15 protein-coding genes and 1 pseudogene are annotated in these 19,414 nt (G+C 57.1%); 8 read left to right on the plus strand and 8 right to left on the minus strand.

Going from position 1 to position 19,414, the window contains the following annotated elements; translation table 11 throughout:
- The first annotated feature begins 114 nt into the window (after positions 1–114).
- The 3 genes from pyrC (at position 115) to tviB (ending at position 3,734) form a co-directional block, all read left to right on the plus strand.
- Positions 115–1,182: a dihydroorotase gene (pyrC, locus tag AC0J4F_RS24685; RefSeq protein WP_473026502.1), complete on the plus strand. Its 1,068-nt coding sequence runs from the start codon at positions 115–117 to the stop codon at positions 1,180–1,182.
- 247 nt (positions 1,183–1,429) lie between these two features.
- The gene (locus AC0J4F_RS24690; protein ID WP_133953462.1) at positions 1,430–2,443 is read left to right on the plus strand and encodes a GDP-mannose 4,6-dehydratase; all 1,014 of its coding nucleotides are present in this window, start codon (positions 1,430–1,432) and stop codon (positions 2,441–2,443) included.
- A gap of 7 nt (positions 2,444–2,450) precedes the next feature.
- Positions 2,451–3,734, plus strand: coding sequence for a Vi polysaccharide biosynthesis UDP-N-acetylglucosamine C-6 dehydrogenase TviB (gene tviB / locus AC0J4F_RS24695; protein ID WP_133953464.1), 1,284 nt, complete (start codon positions 2,451–2,453; stop codon positions 3,732–3,734).
- A gap of 164 nt (positions 3,735–3,898) precedes the next feature.
- Here tviB and AC0J4F_RS24700 read toward each other — a convergent pair whose 3' ends face one another.
- Positions 3,899–4,912 (minus strand): LacI family DNA-binding transcriptional regulator, encoded by a 1,014-nt coding sequence (locus AC0J4F_RS24700; protein WP_208326812.1) that lies wholly within the window; start codon positions 4,910–4,912, stop codon positions 3,899–3,901.
- A 111-nt stretch (positions 4,913–5,023) separates the two neighbouring features.
- Between AC0J4F_RS24700 and AC0J4F_RS24705 the strand changes: the two genes are divergently transcribed.
- From AC0J4F_RS24705 to AC0J4F_RS24720, 4 genes are all read left to right on the plus strand, one after another.
- Positions 5,024–5,590, plus strand: coding sequence for a gluconokinase (locus tag AC0J4F_RS24705; protein WP_209002834.1), 567 nt, complete (start codon positions 5,024–5,026; stop codon positions 5,588–5,590).
- Between the two features lie 30 nt (positions 5,591–5,620).
- On the plus strand, positions 5,621–6,643 hold the full coding sequence (locus AC0J4F_RS24710) for a TRAP transporter substrate-binding protein (protein WP_133953468.1): 1,023 nt from the start codon (positions 5,621–5,623) through the stop codon (positions 6,641–6,643).
- Positions 6,644–6,815: 172 nt separating this feature from the next.
- Positions 6,816–7,367, plus strand: a complete 552-nt coding sequence (locus tag AC0J4F_RS24715) for a TRAP transporter small permease (RefSeq protein WP_133953470.1) — start codon at positions 6,816–6,818, stop codon at positions 7,365–7,367.
- A gap of 53 nt (positions 7,368–7,420) precedes the next feature.
- Entirely contained in the window at positions 7,421–8,683 is a 1,263-nt protein-coding gene (locus AC0J4F_RS24720) for a TRAP transporter large permease subunit (protein ID WP_133953519.1), read from the plus strand.
- Positions 8,684–8,861: 178 nt separating this feature from the next.
- On the opposite strand, the gene AC0J4F_RS24725 is transcribed toward AC0J4F_RS24720, so the two are convergent.
- The 7 genes and pseudogenes from AC0J4F_RS24725 to AC0J4F_RS24755 form a co-directional block, all read right to left on the minus strand.
- A complete protein-coding gene (locus AC0J4F_RS24725; RefSeq protein WP_473026503.1) occupies positions 8,862–12,041 on the minus strand; it encodes an efflux RND transporter permease subunit in 3,180 nt (1,059 codons plus the stop codon).
- 32 nt (positions 12,042–12,073) lie between these two features.
- Positions 12,074–13,270 carry an efflux RND transporter periplasmic adaptor subunit gene (locus AC0J4F_RS24730; protein ID WP_473026504.1) on the minus strand — a complete coding sequence of 399 codons (1,197 nt, stop codon included), beginning with the start codon at positions 13,268–13,270 and terminating at the stop codon, positions 12,074–12,076.
- A 502-nt stretch (positions 13,271–13,772) separates the two neighbouring features.
- On the minus strand, positions 13,773–14,090 hold the full coding sequence (locus AC0J4F_RS24735) for a LysR substrate-binding domain-containing protein (protein WP_473026505.1): 318 nt from the start codon (positions 14,088–14,090) through the stop codon (positions 13,773–13,775).
- Between the two features lie 12 nt (positions 14,091–14,102).
- The gene (locus AC0J4F_RS24740) at positions 14,103–15,038 is read right to left on the minus strand and encodes an IS110 family RNA-guided transposase (protein ID WP_473025639.1); all 936 of its coding nucleotides are present in this window, start codon (positions 15,036–15,038) and stop codon (positions 14,103–14,105) included.
- A 96-nt stretch (positions 15,039–15,134) separates the two neighbouring features.
- Complete coding sequence (locus AC0J4F_RS24745; protein WP_473026506.1) at positions 15,135–15,842, minus strand: LysR family transcriptional regulator; 708 nt, start codon at positions 15,840–15,842, stop codon at positions 15,135–15,137.
- A 151-nt stretch (positions 15,843–15,993) separates the two neighbouring features.
- Positions 15,994–17,316, minus strand: a pseudogene (locus tag AC0J4F_RS24750) (MFS transporter).
- Positions 17,317–17,517: 201 nt separating this feature from the next.
- Positions 17,518–18,285, minus strand: coding sequence for an aldo/keto reductase (locus tag AC0J4F_RS24755; protein WP_473026507.1), 768 nt, complete (start codon positions 18,283–18,285; stop codon positions 17,518–17,520).
- A 105-nt stretch (positions 18,286–18,390) separates the two neighbouring features.
- Between AC0J4F_RS24755 and AC0J4F_RS24760 the strand changes: the two genes are divergently transcribed.
- Positions 18,391–19,299: a LysR family transcriptional regulator gene (locus AC0J4F_RS24760; RefSeq protein ID WP_473026508.1), complete on the plus strand. Its 909-nt coding sequence runs from the start codon at positions 18,391–18,393 to the stop codon at positions 19,297–19,299.
- Positions 19,300–19,414: the final 115 nt, after the last annotated feature.

The raw sequence follows: 19,414 nt of genomic DNA on the forward strand, positions 1-19,414 counted from the left end.
ACGCTGTTATGGTGTTTAGAAGACGCAGCAACGCTCAAGAGCCGGACCTTGATGCCGCAAAGGCATAGCTCCCGGCCCGACAGACAACAATAACGACCTCACGGAGGCGCTTCAGTGACCCAGACCGAGCTGACAATTCGCCAACCTGACGACTGGCATCTTCACTTGCGCGATGGCGCTATGCTGCAAGCGGTATTGCCGCACACAAGCGCCAATTTTGCGCGTGCCATCATCATGCCGAACCTTGTCCCACCGGTCGTGCGCACAGAGCATGCGCAAGCTTACCGGGAGCGTATCCTGAACGTGCTCCCAGCCGGTCACAGCTTCGAGCCGCTGATGACACTCTACCTCACCGAGGCGACCGATCCGGCTGATGTGCGCAAAGGCGCAGAAAACGGGTTGATTACCGCGCTGAAACTTTATCCGTCCGGCGCGACAACGAACTCTGAAAACGGTGTCCGTGATTTTGAGAAGATCTATCCGGTTCTGGAAACCATGAGCGAGGTGGATGTCCCCCTGCTGGTTCACGGCGAGGTCACAGACGCCGACATCGACATCTTCGACCGGGAAGCCGTTTTCCTGGAACGCGTGCTGTCGCCGATCCGGGAGAAGTTTCCCGAGCTCCGCATCGTTTTGGAACACGCCACCACGTCCCATGCGATTGACTTCGTGAAGGCCTCAAAGGCGCGCACCGCGGCGACCATCACCACCCACCACCTGATCATCAACCGCAACGCCATTCTGGCCGGCGGGATCAAGCCGCATTATTACTGCCTGCCCGTGGCAAAGCGCGAAAAACACCGTCTTGCCCTGCGCGAAGCGGCAACGTCCGGCGATCCGCGGTTCTTCCTTGGCACCGACTCTGCCCCGCACACCGACACGGCAAAAGAAAGCGCCTGTGGCTGCGCTGGCATTTTCTCGTCAATCAACACGATCAACTGCCTGGCGCATGTGTTTGAAGAAGACGGCGCGCTGGACAAGCTGGAGGGGTTTGCCTCACTGAACGGCCCGGCGTTTTACAAGCTGCCGCCGAACGAGCGCCGCATCCGCCTTTTCAAAAGCGCAGATCCGGTCAGCTTCCCGGACAAGATCCAGTTTCCGGAAGGCACAGTCACCGTCTTTGATCCCGGCTACCCGCTTCACTGGCAACATGAACCGGTCGCCGCAGCGGCTGCCGCCTAAAGCCAGACGGCCAAAGCAATCAGTGGGCTTCTGCTCACCGAAAAGGAAGGATCCGGACAGACACTCCGGGTCCTTTTTTGGTGTATTGGCGCCCATCCCTTGACGGCCTATGGGGCCGCGGGAGAATTTCCACCGCCAGAACCAAGGAATGATCTGGACAGCGCTGCATCCGGTGAATACCTAAGGCGGGCACCCTTCTTTCCGCCCCCGGCCCTGCCCGCCGGACCCAGACCTTTAAAGAGACAGCATGCTTCAAAAGAAACGCGCCTTTATCACTGGGTCTGCCGGCTTTATCGGCTTTCATCTGGCCGAGCTGTTGTTGCAGGAAGGCTGGGAAGTTGCCGGCTTTGACGGCCTGACGGACTACTACGATGTCCGGCTGAAGGAACGCCGCCACGAGATCCTGCATCAGCACGGCACGTTTTCCTCCACCATTGCGCAGCTGGAAGACACAACGTCTGTTTCTAAGAGCATTGCGGATTTCAAACCGGATGTGATCGTTCACCTCGCGGCCCAGGCCGGGGTGCGCTACAGCCTGGAAAACCCGCGCGCTTATGTTGATGCCAATGTGGTCGGTACACTCAACGTCATGGAGGCTGCGCGCGCTGCCAATGTTCAGCATCTGCTGATGGCCTCGACCAGCTCGGTTTATGGCGCGAACACTGAAATGCCGTTCGATGAGAACCAGAAGACCGATACGCCGCTGACCATTTACGCAGCGACCAAAAAGGCAAACGAGGCGATGGGACATGCCTGGGCGCATATCCATCAAATCCCGATCACCATGTTCCGGTTCTTCACGGTTTATGGCCCCTGGGGGCGCCCGGATATGGCGCTGTTTAAATTCACCAAGGGGATCCTGGAAGGCACACCGATCGACATCTACAATCACGGCGAGATGTACCGCGACTTCACTTATGTGGCCGACCTGGTGCGCGGCATTCGCGGCCTGATGGATGCAGTCCCGGGAAGCGGGGGTGCCGCCTCGGATACAGACAATTTGAGCCCGGTTGCGCCCTTCCGGGTGGTGAACATCGGCAACTCGGACAAGGTCCGCTTGCTCGATTTCATTGAGGCGATCGAAGATGAACTCGGCACGAAGGCCACCCGCAACTTGATGCCGATGCAGACAGGCGACGTGCCGGCGACCTGGGCCGATGCCACGCTGCTGCAAGACCTGACCGGCTACAAGCCCGAGACACCATTCCGCGAAGGCGTTGCCAAGTTCGTGCAGTGGTACCGCGACTATTACGAGGTCTAAAGGTGAGATGAGGAACCGAACCCCGGCACAGGCAAAAATTGCTGTCATCGGCCTTGGTTATGTCGGCCTGCCGCTGGCTGCCGAATTCGGTAAGACCCACGCGGTCATGGGGTTTGATATCAATCCGGAGCGCATTGCCCAGCTGAGCGCGGGCACCGACACGACGCTCGAAGTCTCAAAGGACGACCTCACCGCTGCGACACACCTGCGCTTTACCTCCGATCCTCAGGAACTGGCAGAGTGTGACACCTACATCGTCACGGTGCCGACGCCAATTGATGCTTATAAGCAACCTGATCTCGGCCCCCTCCTCCGCGCCAGCGAGACCATCGGCAAGGTTCTAAAGCCCGGCGATCTGGTGATCTACGAAAGCACGGTCTATCCCGGCGCCACGGAAGAAGACTGTGTGCCAATGCTGGAGCGGGTGTCCGGTCTCACATTCAACGAAGATTTCTTTGCAGGTTACAGCCCGGAGCGGATCAATCCGGGCGACAAGTCCCACCGGCTGCCGCAGATCTGCAAAGTCACGTCCGGCTCGACACCGGAAACCGCCGACTTCGTCGATCAGCTTTATGCCGGGATTGTCACGGCAGGAACCCACAAGGCCCCCTCGATCCGGGTGGCGGAAGCGGCCAAAGTCATCGAGAACACGCAGCGCGATCTCAACATCGCCTTGATCAACGAGCTGGCCATCATCTTCAACCGGCTGGATATTGACACTGAGGCCGTGCTGAAAGCGGCCGGAACGAAGTGGAATTTCCTGCCCTTCCGGCCCGGCCTCGTTGGTGGGCACTGCATTGGCGTTGACCCCTATTACCTGACCCACAAAGCCCAGGCGACCGGCTATCACCCGGAGATCATTCTGGCCGGGCGGCGGCTGAATGATGGCATGGGCGCCTATGTGGTCTCCGAGATGGTCAAGGCCATGACCCGCAAGGCCTTGCCCGTCACCGGTTCCAGAATTCTTGTCATGGGTCTTGCGTTCAAGGAAAACTGCCCGGATCTTCGCAACACCGGCGTTGCCGGTATTCTTGAAGAGTTGAAAGACTACAACGTTTCGGTCGATGTCCATGACCCTTGTGTCGATGGGAATGCCGCACATGAGGAATATGGTATCTGGCCCGTGGAACAGCCGGCGGAAGGCGCTTACGACGCCATCATCGTTGCCGTCGCCCACCAGGCCTTCAAGGACATCGGCATCGACAAGATCCGCGCCTTAGGTAAACCCGGTGCGCTGGTCTACGACCTGAAATGCATGTTCCCAGCCGAAGAAACCGACCTGCGGCTTTGAATTACGAAGCACTGCCGAGGCACAGCAGATGGGGTCGGTACAGATACGCGCTCCTTTGCGACGGTCGCGGTATCAATCGGTGACACCAGTTTTTCCGACCAGAACCCCACCTCTACAAAAGCTAGCAGACAGCCGAGCGAATGGTTGAAACGATAGCCGTGAATCTAAGCAGTCCTTTCAGTACTGCCTCGCGGGATCACATCAAAACCTAGATCGATGGTTTTTTGCTGCGGCTCTGCTCCCTGCAAGGCTTCGACGAGGTTCTCAAATGCGATCCGTCCCATGTCCAACCGGAAGGTTCTCACACTGGTAATGGACGGATTGGCGGCGGCAACCATCTCCAAATCATTGAACCCACAGATCCCGAATTCCTCAGGAATGCGCACACCCCTTCTCTGGCATTCAAAGAGAGCTCCAAGCGCCAAGTCGTCATTATTGCACAACACAGCATTTGTATCTGGCGCCTTGGAGAGCAAATCCGCGACGAGCTCGCATCCAAGGGTCACCGTTGAGGGTCGCGGGGTCGTTACCACCCGGTTTGCCGAGTAAACCCCGGCCAATTCCGCTTCGGTCTTGAAGCCCTTCAGCCGGCGCTGACTTCGTGGATCGAGGCGCGCGGCGATGTACCCGGGACGGTCATATCCTTGTTCCAAAAGGTGCCGGGTGGCTGCTCTCGACGCATCCACATGGGAAAACCCGACCATCATGTCATAAGGATCTGGGCCACATTCCATGATTTGGACGATACGGCAGTCAGCTCCCATCAAGAGCTTCGACGTTTCGGAAGACTGATCGAGACCGGACAAGATGAGTCCGGCAGGTCTCTGGCTCAAGAACGTCCGGACAAGTGTTTCCTCTTCCAAAGGGGAGTAGCGGGAATTCCCGAGCTGGATCTGCCACTTGGACCCTTCTGCCGCCTCATAAATCCCCCGCATCACATCTGAAAAGACGTTGTTGGTCACGGACGGAACGATGACGCCGATGACGTTTGTTTTGCCGGCAGCAAGAGCACTTGCGGCGGGGTCAGGCACATATCCCAAGCGGTCGACAACCGCTTTTATCCTCAAAAGCGTTTTCTCCGACACCTTGTCGGGATTCCGCAAAGCCCGCGAAACTGTCATAGCGCTAACGCCCGCTTCACGCGCAACATCTGAAATATTTGATTTGTTTTTCTTCAAATATTACAACCTTTTAAGATCATCAATATGCTTCATGACAAGATTAACTTACAAAACGCCTGTTGACAAATGTTAGCGCTATCAATTGAATGAACTCAGAAAATAAGCGGTATGACAAAGATGCAGAGCGCGTCGCCAAAGGGCGGAAAAGAAAGTGTGATTGTCGTGATGGGTGTGTGCGGAGCGGGCAAAAGCCGCTTGGCGCTAAACCTGTCAGATCGCCTGGGCGTTGGAATGGTCGAAGCCGATGACTTTCACACTCTGGAGAACAAGCAAAAAATGGCAAATGGCGAAGCGCTCACGGACGCCGACCGAATGCCTTGGCTGGATGCAGTAGCGATGGCGGCCCTGCTCCAACTCTATTGCACCGGCGGTGCGGTGGTTGCCTGCTCCAGCCTGAAACGCGCCTACCGTGACCGCCTTCGAAACTCGTTGCCAGGGTGCAGGTTCGTTCATCTGGACGGATCCAGAGCCCTCATCGCGGACCGTCTCATCAATCGCCAGGGCCATTTTGCCGGCGAAACGCTCCTCGATAGCCAGCTGGCCATTCTGGAGCCGCTTGATGACGACGAAACCGGCTTCACTCTTCAGATTTCACGGCCCGTCGATCAGCTTGTTGATGGCGCCTTGGAAGGACTGCGGCGTATAGCGCCGCCTCAAACCACTGTCGCCAATTGACCGAGGCGATAGAGACCAATGGGAGGAATCATGTTAAAGAATCTCACAAAGTCCGCACTGACTGCAGTGGCTATCAGCGCACTGACTTCTGCCGCGTTTGCGGCCGATTTCTCGTTCCGGTTCCAATCTTCAGATCCGGCGGGCAACCCGAACTTCGAACTTCAGCAAGGCTGGACGGAAACCGTCAAGGAACTCACCGGCGGGCGGGTCGAAATTGAACTTCTGCCGGTCGAATCCATCGTTTCACATAGCGAAACACAAGACGCGATCGCAGCCGGCATTCTGGATGGCCATATCACTGACACGTCCTACTTCGCTGGCAAAGACCCCGCCTTCGGTTTGATTGCAAACCCGGTCGGCGCCTGGTCGTCTCCAGATGAGATGTTCACCTTCATGGCACAAGGCGGCGGAAACGAGCTGATGAATGAACTGGTGGGTCCTTATGGCCTGCATTTCATCGGTGCGACCACACCGGGACTGGAGGCATTTGTTTCCAAAGTGCCACTGAATGGCGTCGATGATCTCAAAGGCATCAAGATGCGGGCGCCGGAAGGGCTCGTGCAACAGGTGTTTGCAGCCGCAGGCGCTGCTCCGGTGAACCTTCCAGGTTCCGAGGTCTTCACAGCCCTCGACAAAGGCGTGATCGACGCTGCCGATTACACCGTGTTTTCGACCAACCATGCCCAGGGCATGCACAAGGTCGCCCCATACCCGGTCTACCCGGGCTTCCATTCCATGCCACTGGTCGAAATCTCCATGAACAAGGCCAAATGGGATGCACTTCCGGAAGATCTGAAAACTGTTCTTGAAGAAAGCGTTGCCGACTTTGCGACGGCTCAGGTGGCAGCACTTGCGGAACGGGATTTGGAAGCTGTCGAGGAAGCGAAAGCTGGCGGCGAAATCACCGTAACCGACTGGTCTGCGGAAGAGCGCGCAAAGTTCCGGACCATCGCAACCGGCGAGTGGGCAAAAGTCGCCGCACGCTCTGACAATGCCCAGAAGGTCTACGACGTTTTGACCGGGTATCTGAAAGAAAACGGCTTGATGCAATAAGCTCCAACCCAATCAAAACAAGCGGCCGCCTCCGGGCGGCTGCTCAAGACGATAGCGTGTCGCGTTCCATTCAATTCAAGCTACTTCAGGTTTGGCTTACGAGGCAAAGCCGAGTGGCAGCGAAACCTGAATCTTTTTAACGCGATTTGCTCAAAAAAGCTGGGAGGCAAGCTTGGCAGACACAGAGGAAAGATCGCACGAAAAACCGGACCCCGGAGCCATACCTGAAGCAGGTATCTTGGGCCGGTGGATCGACAAGACCGGGCTTGTCTTTGCCCTTGGCATCGTACTGTCCATGCTTATCCTGCTGAATGAAGTGGTGCTCCGTTACGTCTTCAATGCCCCGACCATTTGGGCGCATGAGACCACCATCTTTCTGTGCGGCGCAGCGTTTCTCTATGGCGGTCTTTATTGCAGCGCGCGCGACCGGCACATCCGTGTTGTGCTGATTTACGATGCCCTGCCGGATCGGGCCCGCCGGATACTCGACATCGTCATCTCAGTTATCTGCATGCTCTCCAGCGGTGTTTTCGCCTGGGCGGCATGGCTGATGGTCCAAAGGGCCGCGTTCCGGCCCGACGGTAGTTTCCGGCTAGAGCGGTCGGGAAGTGCATGGGACCCCGTCTATCCCGGCCTGATCAAGGTGTTCCTGCTCATCGTGCTTGCCGTGATGGCCGTACAATTTCTCATTCTTGCCGTGAATTACGCCAGGGGGCGCAAGTGATCGATTTTTTTGGCTCCCTGCAAGGTCTTGGAATTGAGACCGGCACGCTGCTTATGTTCGCCATGTTGCTGGTGCTTCTTGTCTCCGGCATCCCGCTTGCCTTTGTGACACTTCTGGTCGCCCTGATATTCGCCCTCGGCTGGTTCGGCCCGATGGTCGTGCCGTTGATCACAAGCCGTGTCTTCTCCTTCGTTTCGTCTTTCGTTTTTGTTTCCGTTCCCATGTTCGTGCTGATGGCCGCGATCCTCGACCGGTCCGGCATCGCGCGGGATTTGTTCGACGCAATGAAGCTGGTTGGAGGCCGCCTGCGTGGCGGGGTCGCGATCCAGACCATCATCGTCGCAGTGATCCTCGCGGCCATGAGCGGCATCATCGGCGGCGAAGTGGTATTGCTTGGTCTTGTCGCCCTGCCCCAAATGCTCCGGCTTGGTTATGACAAGCATCTGGCTATCGGGGTTGTCTGTGCTGGCGGCGCTCTTGGAACCATGGTTCCGCCGTCCATTGTTCTGATCATCTACGGTCTGACTGCCAATGTGTCCGTCGGTGACCTGTTCACCGCTTCCTTTGTGCCAGGTCTCATGCTGGCCGGGTTTTATGTCACCTACGTTTTGATCCGCGCCTATCTCAATCCGGCTCTTGCGCCGATACCCCAGGGTGATCCGGTCTCGAAAGCTGAAAAAATACGCCTGTTAAAGGGACTGTTCTTGCCCCTTCTCGTCGTCGCTGGTGTTCTCGGCTCGATCTATGGGGGCATTGCCAGCGTGACGGAAGCGTCGGCCGTTGGAGTGGCCGGTGTGCTTCTCTCGACAGTTATCCGCGGTGAATTCACGCTTCAGCTTCTGAAAGGTGCGGCCTTACAAACCCTTCAAACCGTTGGGATGATTGTATGGATTGGCATTGGAGCGAGCGCGCTGGTCGGTGTGTTCAACCTCATGGGCGGCATCAAATTCGTTTCCGCACTGATCTCAGGCATTTCAGACAATCCGACCCTGATCCTGCTCTTCATGATGCTGATCCTGTTTGTCCTTGGCATGTTCCTCGACTGGGTCGGAATTGCGCTTTTAACGATGCCGATCTTCGTGCCGATCATTACCGAGCTCGGTTATGACCCGGTCTGGTTTGGTGTGCTGTTTTGCATGAACATGCAGGTGTCCTTCTTGTCGCCGCCGTTCGGACCAGCTGCTTTCTATCTGAAAAGCGTGGCCCCTCCGGATATCTCGCTGGCAACGATTTTCAGATCACTCCTGCCGTTTATCGCCATGCAAGTGCTGGCCGTTGGGCTTCTGCTCTTCTTTCCGGGCATCACCGGACGATGAGGCGCGGGCTGGGATCGGCCATATTCGGACCCCAGCCTTTGACCCGGCGCCCTGATCCGAGCTGGTAAACGCTGATCTTGAAGACAATTGCAGCACCGCAGGTCCAAGAGCGGCGATCAAAATGATGAAGAGCGCGGCGATGAACCGCGCTCTCCGGGGGCGTCTGCAGGTGAGGATATCAGACGCCGAGTTGCTGTGTTTCTTCGGTCCCTGCCCCGGTCGCCTTTCCGCGCAAGCCTGCGATCCGGTCTTCCACGCCTCGCACCACGACGTAAAAGACGGGCGTAAACAAGAGACCGAACAAGGTGACGCCGAGCATTCCGGAGAACACCGAGGTTCCCAATGACTGGCGCATCTCAGCACCGGCACCTGTCGCCAGCATCAACGGAACTACACCGAGAATGAACGCCAGCGAGGTCATCACGATCGGCCGCAGCCTGGTTTGAGCAGCATGCACGGCAGCATCCCAACGCGACAGTCCATCCGTTTCCGCCTGGCGCGCGAACTCCACGATCAAAATGGCGTTCTTCGATGCCAAGGCCACCAGCACAACAAAGCCGATCTGAACCAGAATGTTGTTGTCGAGCCCGGCCAGCCAGATGCCCGTGATTGCGGACAACAGAACCATGGGAACGATCAGGATGACGGCCAGGGGCAGAGCAAGGCTCTCATACTGGGCCGCAAGCACCAGGAAGACGAACAGCACTGCGAAACCGAAGACAAGCAACGCCGTGTCATCCGTGTTCTTCTCCTGATAACTCAACTCGGTCCACTCGTAAGAGACACCTGCGGGCAGCACGCGCTCTGCGATTGCCTCCATTTTCTCCAGCGCCTCGGCTGAAGACACACCCGGCATTGTTTGTCCCTGAACTGCGGCGGCGGGATACAGGTTATATCGCGGCTGGCGCAGAGGGCCCGTGGTGTTCTCGAACGTGGCAACCGCGCCAAGCGGCACCATGGCACCGTCGTCGGACCGTGTTCTCAACCGGGCAACATCATCCGCGGTTTCACGGAACGAGGCGTCGGCTTGAGCGATCACCCGGTAGGTACGACCGAACAGATTGAAGTCATTGACATAGGCCGACCCGAGATAGACCTCCAATGCTTCGTTGACGGCAGCGACAGGTACGTTCAGCATCTCGGCCCGTTCACGATCGATCTCGGCCCAAACACGCGGTGTACCCGTTGAATAGAGCGAGAAGACTGCAACAAGGTCAGGATCCGCATTGGCTTCTGCCGACAGGGCACGAGCGGCCTGTTCCAGTGCGGCAGGACCAACATTGCCGGTGTCTTGCAGCATCATCTTGAAGCCACCGCCGGTTCCAATTCCGCGCACGGGCGGAGGAGCGATCACAAAAATTGCTGCATCATTCAGGCCAGCCATGCGTTGCCGGGCCTCAGAAAGCACGTCCTCGGCAACGATGCCTTTTTCCTCGCGCTCGTCGAACGGTGTGGTGGTGAAGAAGATCACACCCGTGTTCGATTCCGTCGTGAAGGTGGCACCGTTGAAGCCGGCAAACACGGCAGCATGCTCAACGCCGTCGATGTCCAGAAGCTCATCGACCGCGCGGCGAACAACCGTATCCGTGCGTTCCAGCGAAGCACCGGGGGGCAATTGAACGACCGTGATGTAATAGCCCTGGTCCTGTTCCGGAATGAAGCCGGCGGGCACCTGGTTGAACTGATGATCGGTCATCAGCAGCAATCCACCGAAGAGACTGAGCATGATCAGCGGTGCACGCACCAGACGTTTCGTGGTTGCCGCATAGCCGGAAGACAACCGGTCAAAGCCGCGATCAAACTTTGAAAGCGCCCAGACCACCGGCCGCATCAAGAGGCCGGGCTTCTGCTCTCCATGCGGCCGCAGCAGCAAGCTGGCAAGCGCTGGAGACAATGTCAGAGAAACAAACAGCGAGATGGCGGTGGCAACCGTTATGGTAACCGCAAACTGACGATAGAATTCGCCCGAGATACCGGCAACCGCCGCTGTCGGGATGAACACAGCCGCCAGAACCAGCGACGTTGCGATCAATGCACCGGAGACTTCCTGCATGGTCTTGCGGGCCGCATCACGCGGCGAAAGGCCATCGCGGATGTGTTTTTCGATGCCTTCCACTACGATGATGGCATCATCGACCACAATGCCGACCGCCAGCACGAGACCGAACAGCGACAGATTGTTGATCGAGTACCCAAGGGCGGACATCACTGCGAAGGTACCGACAAGCGACACCGGGATCGCAAGGATCGGGGTCACGGCAGCGCGCCACGTTCCCAGGAACAGAAGAACAACGGCAACAACCAGCAGCACCGCTTCGATCATCGTGGCGACCACCGCGTCGATCGATGCCTGAATGAACTCAGTCGGGTTGTAGATGACGTCGTAGGCGAGGCCTTCGGGAAAATCCTGGCTGAGCCTTTCAACCGTGCTCAGCACCTCCTCAGCGGTTGCCAGGGCATTCGTCCCCGGCCGCTGATTGACAACCATGGCGACAGCCTGGTTGCGGTCGAGATAAGCACGGGTCGTGTAATCGGCGGCGCCAAGCTCAACACGGCCAACGTCGCCAAGACGGACAATACGCCCCTCATCGCCGCGTTTGACGATGATTCGCTCAAACTCTTCCGGGTCGGTCAGACGCCCCGTGGTCTGGACAGACAACTCAAACGCTGATGCTGAAGGTGATGGCTGCTGATTCAAAAGGCCGGATGCAATCTGTGCATTCTGGCTGCGCAAGGCGGTCAGCACCTCGCCAGGTGTTAGTTCCAGCGCCGCGATCCGTTCCGGGTCAAGCCAAACCCGCATGGCATAATCGCGGGCACCAAAGATTGTGATGTCGCCGACACCGCCCAAACGGGTCAGTTCGTCCCGGACCCGCTGTGCGGCATTGGTGATGTAGAGGTCGTCGCGCGAGCCGTCCGGCGAGAACATGTGCACAACCAGCAACAGGTCCGGCGATGCCTTCTGTGTGATCACGCCAAGCCGCTGGACTTCTTCAGGAAGCCGCGGTTCGGCGATCGACACCCGGTTCTGCACCAGAACCTGCGCGGCATCGAGATCAGTGCCAAGTTCAAAGGTCACGGTCACTGTCAGATTGCCGTCACCCGTTGCCTGCGACGACAGATACAGCATGCCTTCCACACCGTTGATCTGTTGTTCAAGAGGTGTTGCCACAGTCTGGGCAATGGTTTCAGCTGATGCACCAGGATATTGGGCCCGGACCTGCACGGTCGGCGGCGCCACCTCCGGGTACTGGGCAATCGGCAGCGTAAAATAGCTGAGCGCGCCAACGATTGTGATGAAAGCCGACAGCACAACGGCGAAAATCGGCCGGTCGATGAAAAATTGCGGAAGTTTCATTGTCTTGTCCTCACCTGAATGACGAAACGCTGCTAGCGTTTCGCCACCTGAACCGTCGGTTCTTCACTCGAACGGGCGGTCACCTTTGCGCCCGGTCCCACCATGTGCAGACCGGAGACGACCACTTGTTCACCTGCTGAAAGTCCTTCAACGACACGTGCGTCCGCGTAGCGATCACCGAGCGTGACGCTCCTGCGGGAAACAGTGCCCACGTTATCAACCACCCAGACAAACTTCGTGGTTTGGTCGGAACCAATCGCCCGCTCCGGAATAAGGACCCGGATTGCATCCTCAGCTGTTGCCAGGCGCAGCCGGCCAAACATGCCGGGCGTCAAAACTCCGTCGGAATTTTCAAACACGGCACGCCCGCGAATAGTTCCTGTCGACCGGTCAATGCGGTTGTCGATGAAGTCAATTTCACCCGAATGAGTGAACTCCGGTTCGTCAACAAGCCGCACGGCTACCGGAGTCTGTCCGGCCATTTCCCTCAAGCTCGATGCAGAGGCAGCGCGCGTGTACTCAAGGTATTGCTGCTCGGTCGCATCGAACACGAAATGGATCGGGTTGAGGGAGACGATCTCGGTCAGACTTTGCGCGTTCGCGCCAGCGGCGATCAGATTGCCCGGGCTGACAAAATCATCCGAGATCCGGCCGGTCACCGGGGCGTGGATCTGCGTAAAGCCAAGATCCAGTTTTGCCCGGGAAACGGCGGCTTCGGCCGCTGCAATGCTTGCCTCTGCCCGTTCAGCCTCGTGAATGCGTTCATCAAGAACCGACTGGCTCGAATGACCATTGTCAGTCAAACGCCGTGCGCGTTGAAGTTCCTTTTCCGCCAGGTTAGCGGCAGCTCTCGCTTCGCCGAGCCTTGCTTCTGCTTCTGCCAGCGCCGTCTTGAACGGACGCGGATCGATGGTGAAGAGGAGGTCGCCTTTTTCCACGATGTCACCCGGCTCAAAGTGAACCGCATCGAGGTATCCGGAAACCCGCGCCCTTATCGCGACTTCGTCAACGGCTTCAAACCGGCCGCTGAACTCGTCCCATTCCGTGATGGATCGTGTTTCTGCCGCCACAACGTCAACAACAGGCGGCGGCGCTTGGGTTGCTGAGGCGGACGCTTCAACAGGTGCCACAAAGGACATGTTGCTGACCCGCTCTCCTGCGTACCAGGCAATGCCGCCATAAAACACGGCCAAGGCAACCCCGGTAAAAAGTGTGCTGGATTTTGGCATTCCGATCTCCTTCGTCACTCGGGGCCATACCCCGTGCATGGAGAAGGAAATGGGAACGGATGGCTGATCTGATTAGCGAGACGCTGAGACGCTCAGTGTTTCCTGAAAAGACACAATCTTTTCTGCTGTGCTGGACATGTGTTCATGTGCCCTTGTCTTGAGACACGAAAAATCCGGAAAACCGCCTGGTTTCCGGGTCAGCAATAGCGCCGTATCACGATTCACTTGCGTCGGAACAGATCCCGAAAATGCAGAGCCTGTGTCTCGGAACGTGACCGACGAGACCGCTCTTCCATCCTTGGATCCGGCAGAAACCGGGCAACGAACTCCTCGTACTCGCTCATACTTGTAAAACTGTCCTGATTGAGAAACATGGCCATATCCTTTGAAAACCGGTCCTGGTTGGACTGATATGGCGGTGAACGCAAAAAGCGGCTAGCGTCTCAACAAGACGCGCAATGTTTCCCACAAGGACGCAATTGGGCGAACGCCATTTCCAATACTAGGAGACAAGCTCCTCGAAATTTGGAGGTTGTTCGATCAGGAAGTCCACAAAGGCGCGCACGCGGGGCGCCACCAGTTGGCGGTTCAGATAGATGATCGAATATGGAAAATTGTTGAGGCGTTTGTGCTCCAGCACTTCCACCAGTTTTCCGGAGGCAAAGGACTCATGCGCCAAGAAACTCGGCAGCTGCGCAATTCCAATCCCCTTCTCAGCGGCCTGACGCAGGGCATCCACGCTGTTGCCGATCAAAACCGGATCGAGTGTTCTCCTTACAACTTCACCATCGTCTTCAAAGAGGAATGGAAACAAAAGCAACGGTGTTGGTAGTCAAGCGGAGACCATCATCGTTTCTTTTAGCCTTGCATTGAGAATGATGATCATTTTTCGCATGACGGCGACGAGGGCGACCTTTGACGGTTTTCCATTTGTTTTGAGGCGTTTGTAGAAGGCCTTCATGACCGGATCAAAGCGGATGGCTGGCAGAGCTGCGACGTAGAGAGCATCTCGGATTTGCCGCCGTCCACCGGAGATCATGCGTTTGCCCCGCATGAGGCCGCTATCCTTGTTGAGCGGGGCCACGCCGACGAGCTTGGCGACCTGTCCTTTGGACAAGCTCCCCAGCTCCGGCAAGTCGGCCAGCAGGAAGCAAGCTGTTCTTAGACCGATGCCTTTGAGGCACATGAGAACATTGGCCCTTTGGGCAAGTGCCGGGTCCGACCTGATGCAAAGCTCCATGTCGTCGATAACAGCCTGGCGCTGATTGGTCAAAAAGCGCAGACTTTCTTCGATCCAGGCTATCGTCCTGCCGGTCTGCTTTTCCCTGCGGTTCTTTTCTTGAACGATCATATGGCTCAGTTGCCGGTATCTTTGAACCAGCTCCTTGAGCAGGGTCTGGGCCGCGGAGCTGGGAGTGAGGAGGCGTGTCTCCAGGCGTTGGCCATAGTCGGCCAGAATGAAGGCATCAATCTTGTCGGTCTTGGAGAGCTGGCCACAGGCCCGGGCAAATTGCCGGACTTGCTTGGCGTTCACCTTGGCAACTGGCCGGCCAACCGCCAGAAGGGCAGCCTCAACGGCACGCTCATAGCCGCCGGTCGGCTCCAGGATCAGCCGTTCTATCGAGTTGAACCGCATGAGAAAGGTCAGGAATGCATCGATCCCTTCCTCCGTGTTGGTGAAACTCGCACGCTGCTCATCGGGCAGAACGCAAACGTCAAACGTGGATTTTGATATGTCGATGCCGACAAAACGGCTAGCATAAGGCATGGCTTGGTCTCCCTTATACGCGAGCGCGAAGCTCTCTCAACGGTTCGACGAAGCCTCAAGTGTGTGAAGGGTTCTGCTTTTTTGCGAACGCAAGGTTCATGCCCGCAAGGGCTCAACCACTTCACACACCGTCATAAAGGTAAGGCCATACCTCAATGACAAAGAGGCCGGAGCATCAAACCATGCTCCGGCCTCATAATGTATAAGCCCGGTGTTTTGAACCCGGTAATGAATGCCGCGGTGATGGGCGAGATCATCCAGCGTCTCCGGCCGTCCGAACCTTTCAATGTATAGCGGCGACACACATGTATACGTGCGATCCTCAAACAGCTTCCGTGCCATCAGATTGGCGCTGTCCCCCAGCGCGCCGATCCGAATGGCAATGTCGATCCCTTCCGTGCCGAGATCAACTTGACGGTCTTCGAACTTCAACTCAACGTTCACTTCCTGATAGCGGCACATGAAAGTCAGAACCCGCTCCGTCAGCCAAACCCGGCCAAAGACCGCTGGCGCTGATATGACAAGCCTGCCACGCGGCTGAGCAAGGCTGTCGGCGAATTCCTCTTTGAGAGCGTCCGCATCGTTCAAAAGCTGCCTTGCTCCGTTGAGGAACCTGATCCCTTCCACGGTGAGCGTGACGGATCGTGTTGTTCTTGTGAAAAGCTTGGCGCCGATTTCCGTTTCAAGACGCTGAACAGCCTTTGAAACCGCTGATGTGGTCATTCCCAACACCCTTGCCGCGCCGGCAAAGTTTTCGGTTTGGGCAACTTGAACGAAAACCCGGAGTCCGTTGAGGTTGTTCATTGAGCTCACACTGAAGAGACAGAGTTAAGGCAACTGCAGCCTAGTGAGGATGTCACCTGAATTGCAACTGACGACCGCTGGCGGAAGGCAAACGCAAATGCACTCCACCCTACTCACCATCACGCTAGTCAGTTTGAAATCATGGGATAATTCACGGATCCGAGTGGTTTTCAGCCTCGGGAATTGCCAGGGCAAACAGAGCGGCGGCAGCAATGATCCCTGCTGCGATCCAGAACACCCAGGATGTCGCCCAGTCATAAAGCAACCCGCCGCCGATAAGCCCAACAATGCTGGCAGCGGCCCCCAGACTGCTTGCAAACCCCTGGACGGCACCTTGATAAGTTTCTCCGGCAAACTTTGACAAGACCGCGGTGAAGGTCGGCCACATCAGCCCATTTCCCAGTGCAATACAAAGGGCGGCCACGTAGATACTCAATAGGTTATCCCAGAACAGCAGCACAAACCCGAACGCCAGGACGAGGCCGCCGCCAGTGATCAACAGGCTCTGCGGCGTCTTCCCCGAGATCCGTGACAACAACGGCCCTTGAACCATCATCATGCAAAAACTGAGCACAGCGAAGAATACACCGGTGTCCGTGACCGACCATTCAAGTCGTGTCGCAGCGTGGACGGGAAAGGCTATGTAAAAGAAGCTGAAGCCGAGCATGACCAGAAAATTCACCGCCATCAGCCGAGGCATCATGGGAAGTTGAAGAATGGACGTGGTGGCTGTCTCGTCGCATCCCTTCAACCGATAGACCTCCTTGGTCTCCTGGCCAAAAACCTTGCACGCATTCGAAAGCCCCGGTTTGTTGTCCAGCGTCTCGGCTCTGCTCTCTTTCAGGCCAAAGAAAATCAACAAACTCGCAACGACAGAAATAAACAGCGCGGCGAGAACGGGCAGCATCTCACCTAGAAGCGTCGCGCCCAAAAGCCCCGCCAGAGCTGGTCCCAGAATGAACCCCGCATTTGTTGACATGGCCATGAGGCCGAAATCTGCCGTACGGTGTTCCTCGTCGGTGATATCAGCCAAGTAGGCGTTGGCCACGGAAACGTTTCCGCCGGTCAAACCATCAGCTGCACGGGCAAAAACCAGAACGACCAGCGGCAACGTCAGAGTGAATTGCCCCAACAGTGCTGTGTCGATGCTGACGATCGCGTCGGTCGGCAGTTAAAAGGCAATTAGGAACACAATCCAGGACACAAGTGTGCCCAGTTGGCTGACCAGCAGCACCTTGCGCCTGCCGATCTGATCCGACCATCTGCCGAGGATTGGCGCGCCAATGAGTTGAAATGCAGAATAAGTCGAGGCGATCAGGCCATATACCAGCGCGTTGCCGCCCCAGTCGGTCACAAGAAACACCATGAAGGGGACGACAATTGAAAAGCCGAGCGTCCCGACAAAGTTCACTGAGAGAATGGGCAGGATCGACGGCATCCGCGACGGCGTCAAATCGGAAACGGTATCTGCCATGTCGGAACGCCTGCCTCTTCCGGACCATCAATTTATTGCTCGTTAGCGGATGGTCGCACACCGGACCAGAAAATCAACGTGGCCGAGGCCTATCTGTCTCGGGACCCCGCCGGAGGGTCCGCCTTCGTATTGAAGCAGAAATCCGGCGGTCAACGCCAGGCTTGACTGGCCTGATCCATGACGGTTCCCGGGTTTCTGAGATCAAACGACATCCCAAGCTGCCCAGTTCTCTTCCAGATGTTGGATTGATGTCGTACCGGGGATCACGACAATGTTGGGGGAGCGCTTCAAAAGCCAGGCGAGCGCTTGTTGTGGCGCAAGTTTTGCGCCCTGGCGCATCGGATGCGCGCCCAATGGACCATATGGAATGAAGGCGATGCCTTTGCTGGCTGTATAGTCGACCACGCCGTCCGCATCGGCTTCATCCATGTTGAAACGGTTCTGCACGCTTGCGATCGGCGCAACCGAGAGAGCGCGGTCAAGTTGGGCGCGGGAGACGTTGGAAACGCCGATTTGGCCTATCCGCCCGTCTGCTTGCGCCTCTGCAAGTGCAGCGATGGAGGTCTCAATCGGTGTTTGCGGGTCGACTCGGTGAAGCTGGAACAGATCAATCCGGTCCCGGCGCAGATTGACAAGCGCGCCGTCCACCTGACGCAACAGCGTATCGCGTCGGCCATCGACCACGATCCTGCCCGGCTCCGGTTTGTCCACCCCACCCTTGGTGGCGAGCACCACCTGCCGGCTCTCAAGCCCTTCACCAACAATACGGTCGGCAAACTCCGGGCCGTAGGCCCAAGCGCTGTCGAAGAAATTGATGCCGAGATCCGCAGCTCGGCGCAGGAGCGCAAGACCCTGCTCCCACTTTGGATAAGGGCCGAAATTGCTTGGCTGATCGGTAAGGCGCATGGCGCCGTATCCAAGCCGGTTTACTGTCAGGCCACTGGCGATTTCATAGGTTCTATTGGTCATCTGAGGTCTCCTTTTGCAGCGGTCTTTGCTGCTGGGGAGGAAGATGACCGTATTCAATGCTATTCTGTAGACAGTTTATACCGCTATCTATTATTCATATTATGCATGAGCAAACCGCTAGACCGCCTTGCGCTTCTTGAAACCTTTATCCGCATTGCAGAAAAGGGGTCTATCAGTGGCGCGGCGCGTGATTTGGGGATGTCGCAGGGCTCCGCAAGCCGTCAGTTGAAAGACTTGGAAGAACGCCTTGGTGTTCAGCTGGCCAGGCGTACGACCCATTCCCTGGCTTTGACTGAAACGGGGTTTGCGCTGCTGAAAGATGCGCGCGAGTTAGTGACAGGATGGAACGCGCTGGAGGAGCAATATGCCGGCGACACCGAGATCCTCCGCGGTCCGCTGCGGATCGTGGCCCCGGTGGCGCTCGGTCAGCTTCACCTTGCCGATATTGCAATCGGTTTTCAGGCATCGCATCCCGAAGTCACGGTCAACTGGCATTTGCAGGACGAACCGATCCGCTTTGCCGAGATCGGCTGTGACCTGTGGATCAAGATTGGACCTGTTCCTGACGATACGCTCATCGTCCGGCGTTTGGGACAGGTTGAAAGAATGGTCGTCGGCACTCCCTCGATCGCCGAACAGGTGCGCCATGCTCGACCAGATGAGACGCGCGAGATCCCGTTTGTGACCCTAACACCCTTTGAAGGGGCGAAGATCAGGCTGTCAGATCCAGATGGTGACCAATGCGATTTGAAGGTGACGGCCAAACTGTCAACGAACAACATAATGTCGCTCAAACACGCAGCACTTTCCGGTCTCGGAGCGGCTGTGTTGCCGCGTTGGTTTATCGCCGGGGCGCTCGGATCAGGCGAACTGGTCGATTTGTTTCCCGAATGGCGCGCGGCAACGCTCGATGTGAACCTTGCCTACCTCCCGGCACGCCATCAGCCACGGCGGCTGACTGCTTTTGTTGATGCACTTGAAGGTGGCTTGCGAAACATCCCGGGGATGATCTGACTTGAAATCGAATATAAATCAGAGAGATAGCCGTTGACAGCTGTCAACTGGGAGGGTCGGTGAGAGCTGCATCAGAAGTCATCCAGCCGCGAGCTCCAGTTGGTGCATATCCATA

This window comes from Roseibium sp. R5 (genome assembly GCF_055755305.1).

What these genes read in the sequence shown, in the direction of transcription:
- AC0J4F_RS24690 (WP_133953462.1), top strand. Translation starts at nt 1,430, where the DNA reads ATGCTTCAAAAGAAACGCGCCTTTATCACTGGGTCTGCCGGCTTTATC.
- tviB (WP_133953464.1), top strand. Translation starts at nt 2,451, where the DNA reads ATGAGGAACCGAACCCCGGCACAGGCAAAAATTGCTGTCATCGGCCTT.
- AC0J4F_RS24705 (WP_209002834.1), top strand. Translation starts at nt 5,024, where the DNA reads ATGACAAAGATGCAGAGCGCGTCGCCAAAGGGCGGAAAAGAAAGTGTG.
- AC0J4F_RS24710 (WP_133953468.1), top strand. Translation starts at nt 5,621, where the DNA reads ATGTTAAAGAATCTCACAAAGTCCGCACTGACTGCAGTGGCTATCAGC.
- AC0J4F_RS24720 (WP_133953519.1), top strand. Translation starts at nt 7,421, where the DNA reads ATGTTCGCCATGTTGCTGGTGCTTCTTGTCTCCGGCATCCCGCTTGCC.
- AC0J4F_RS24725 (WP_473026503.1), bottom strand. Translation starts at nt 12,041, where the DNA reads ATGAAACTTCCGCAATTTTTCATCGACCGGCCGATTTTCGCCGTTGTG.
- AC0J4F_RS24730 (WP_473026504.1), bottom strand. Translation starts at nt 13,270, where the DNA reads ATGCCAAAATCCAGCACACTTTTTACCGGGGTTGCCTTGGCCGTGTTT.
- AC0J4F_RS24740 (WP_473025639.1), bottom strand. Translation starts at nt 15,038, where the DNA reads ATGCCTTATGCTAGCCGTTTTGTCGGCATCGACATATCAAAATCCACG.
- AC0J4F_RS24745 (WP_473026506.1), bottom strand. Translation starts at nt 15,842, where the DNA reads ATGAACAACCTCAACGGACTCCGGGTTTTCGTTCAAGTTGCCCAAACC.
- AC0J4F_RS24755 (WP_473026507.1), bottom strand. Translation starts at nt 18,285, where the DNA reads ATGACCAATAGAACCTATGAAATCGCCAGTGGCCTGACAGTAAACCGG.
- AC0J4F_RS24760 (WP_473026508.1), top strand. Translation starts at nt 18,391, where the DNA reads ATGAGCAAACCGCTAGACCGCCTTGCGCTTCTTGAAACCTTTATCCGC.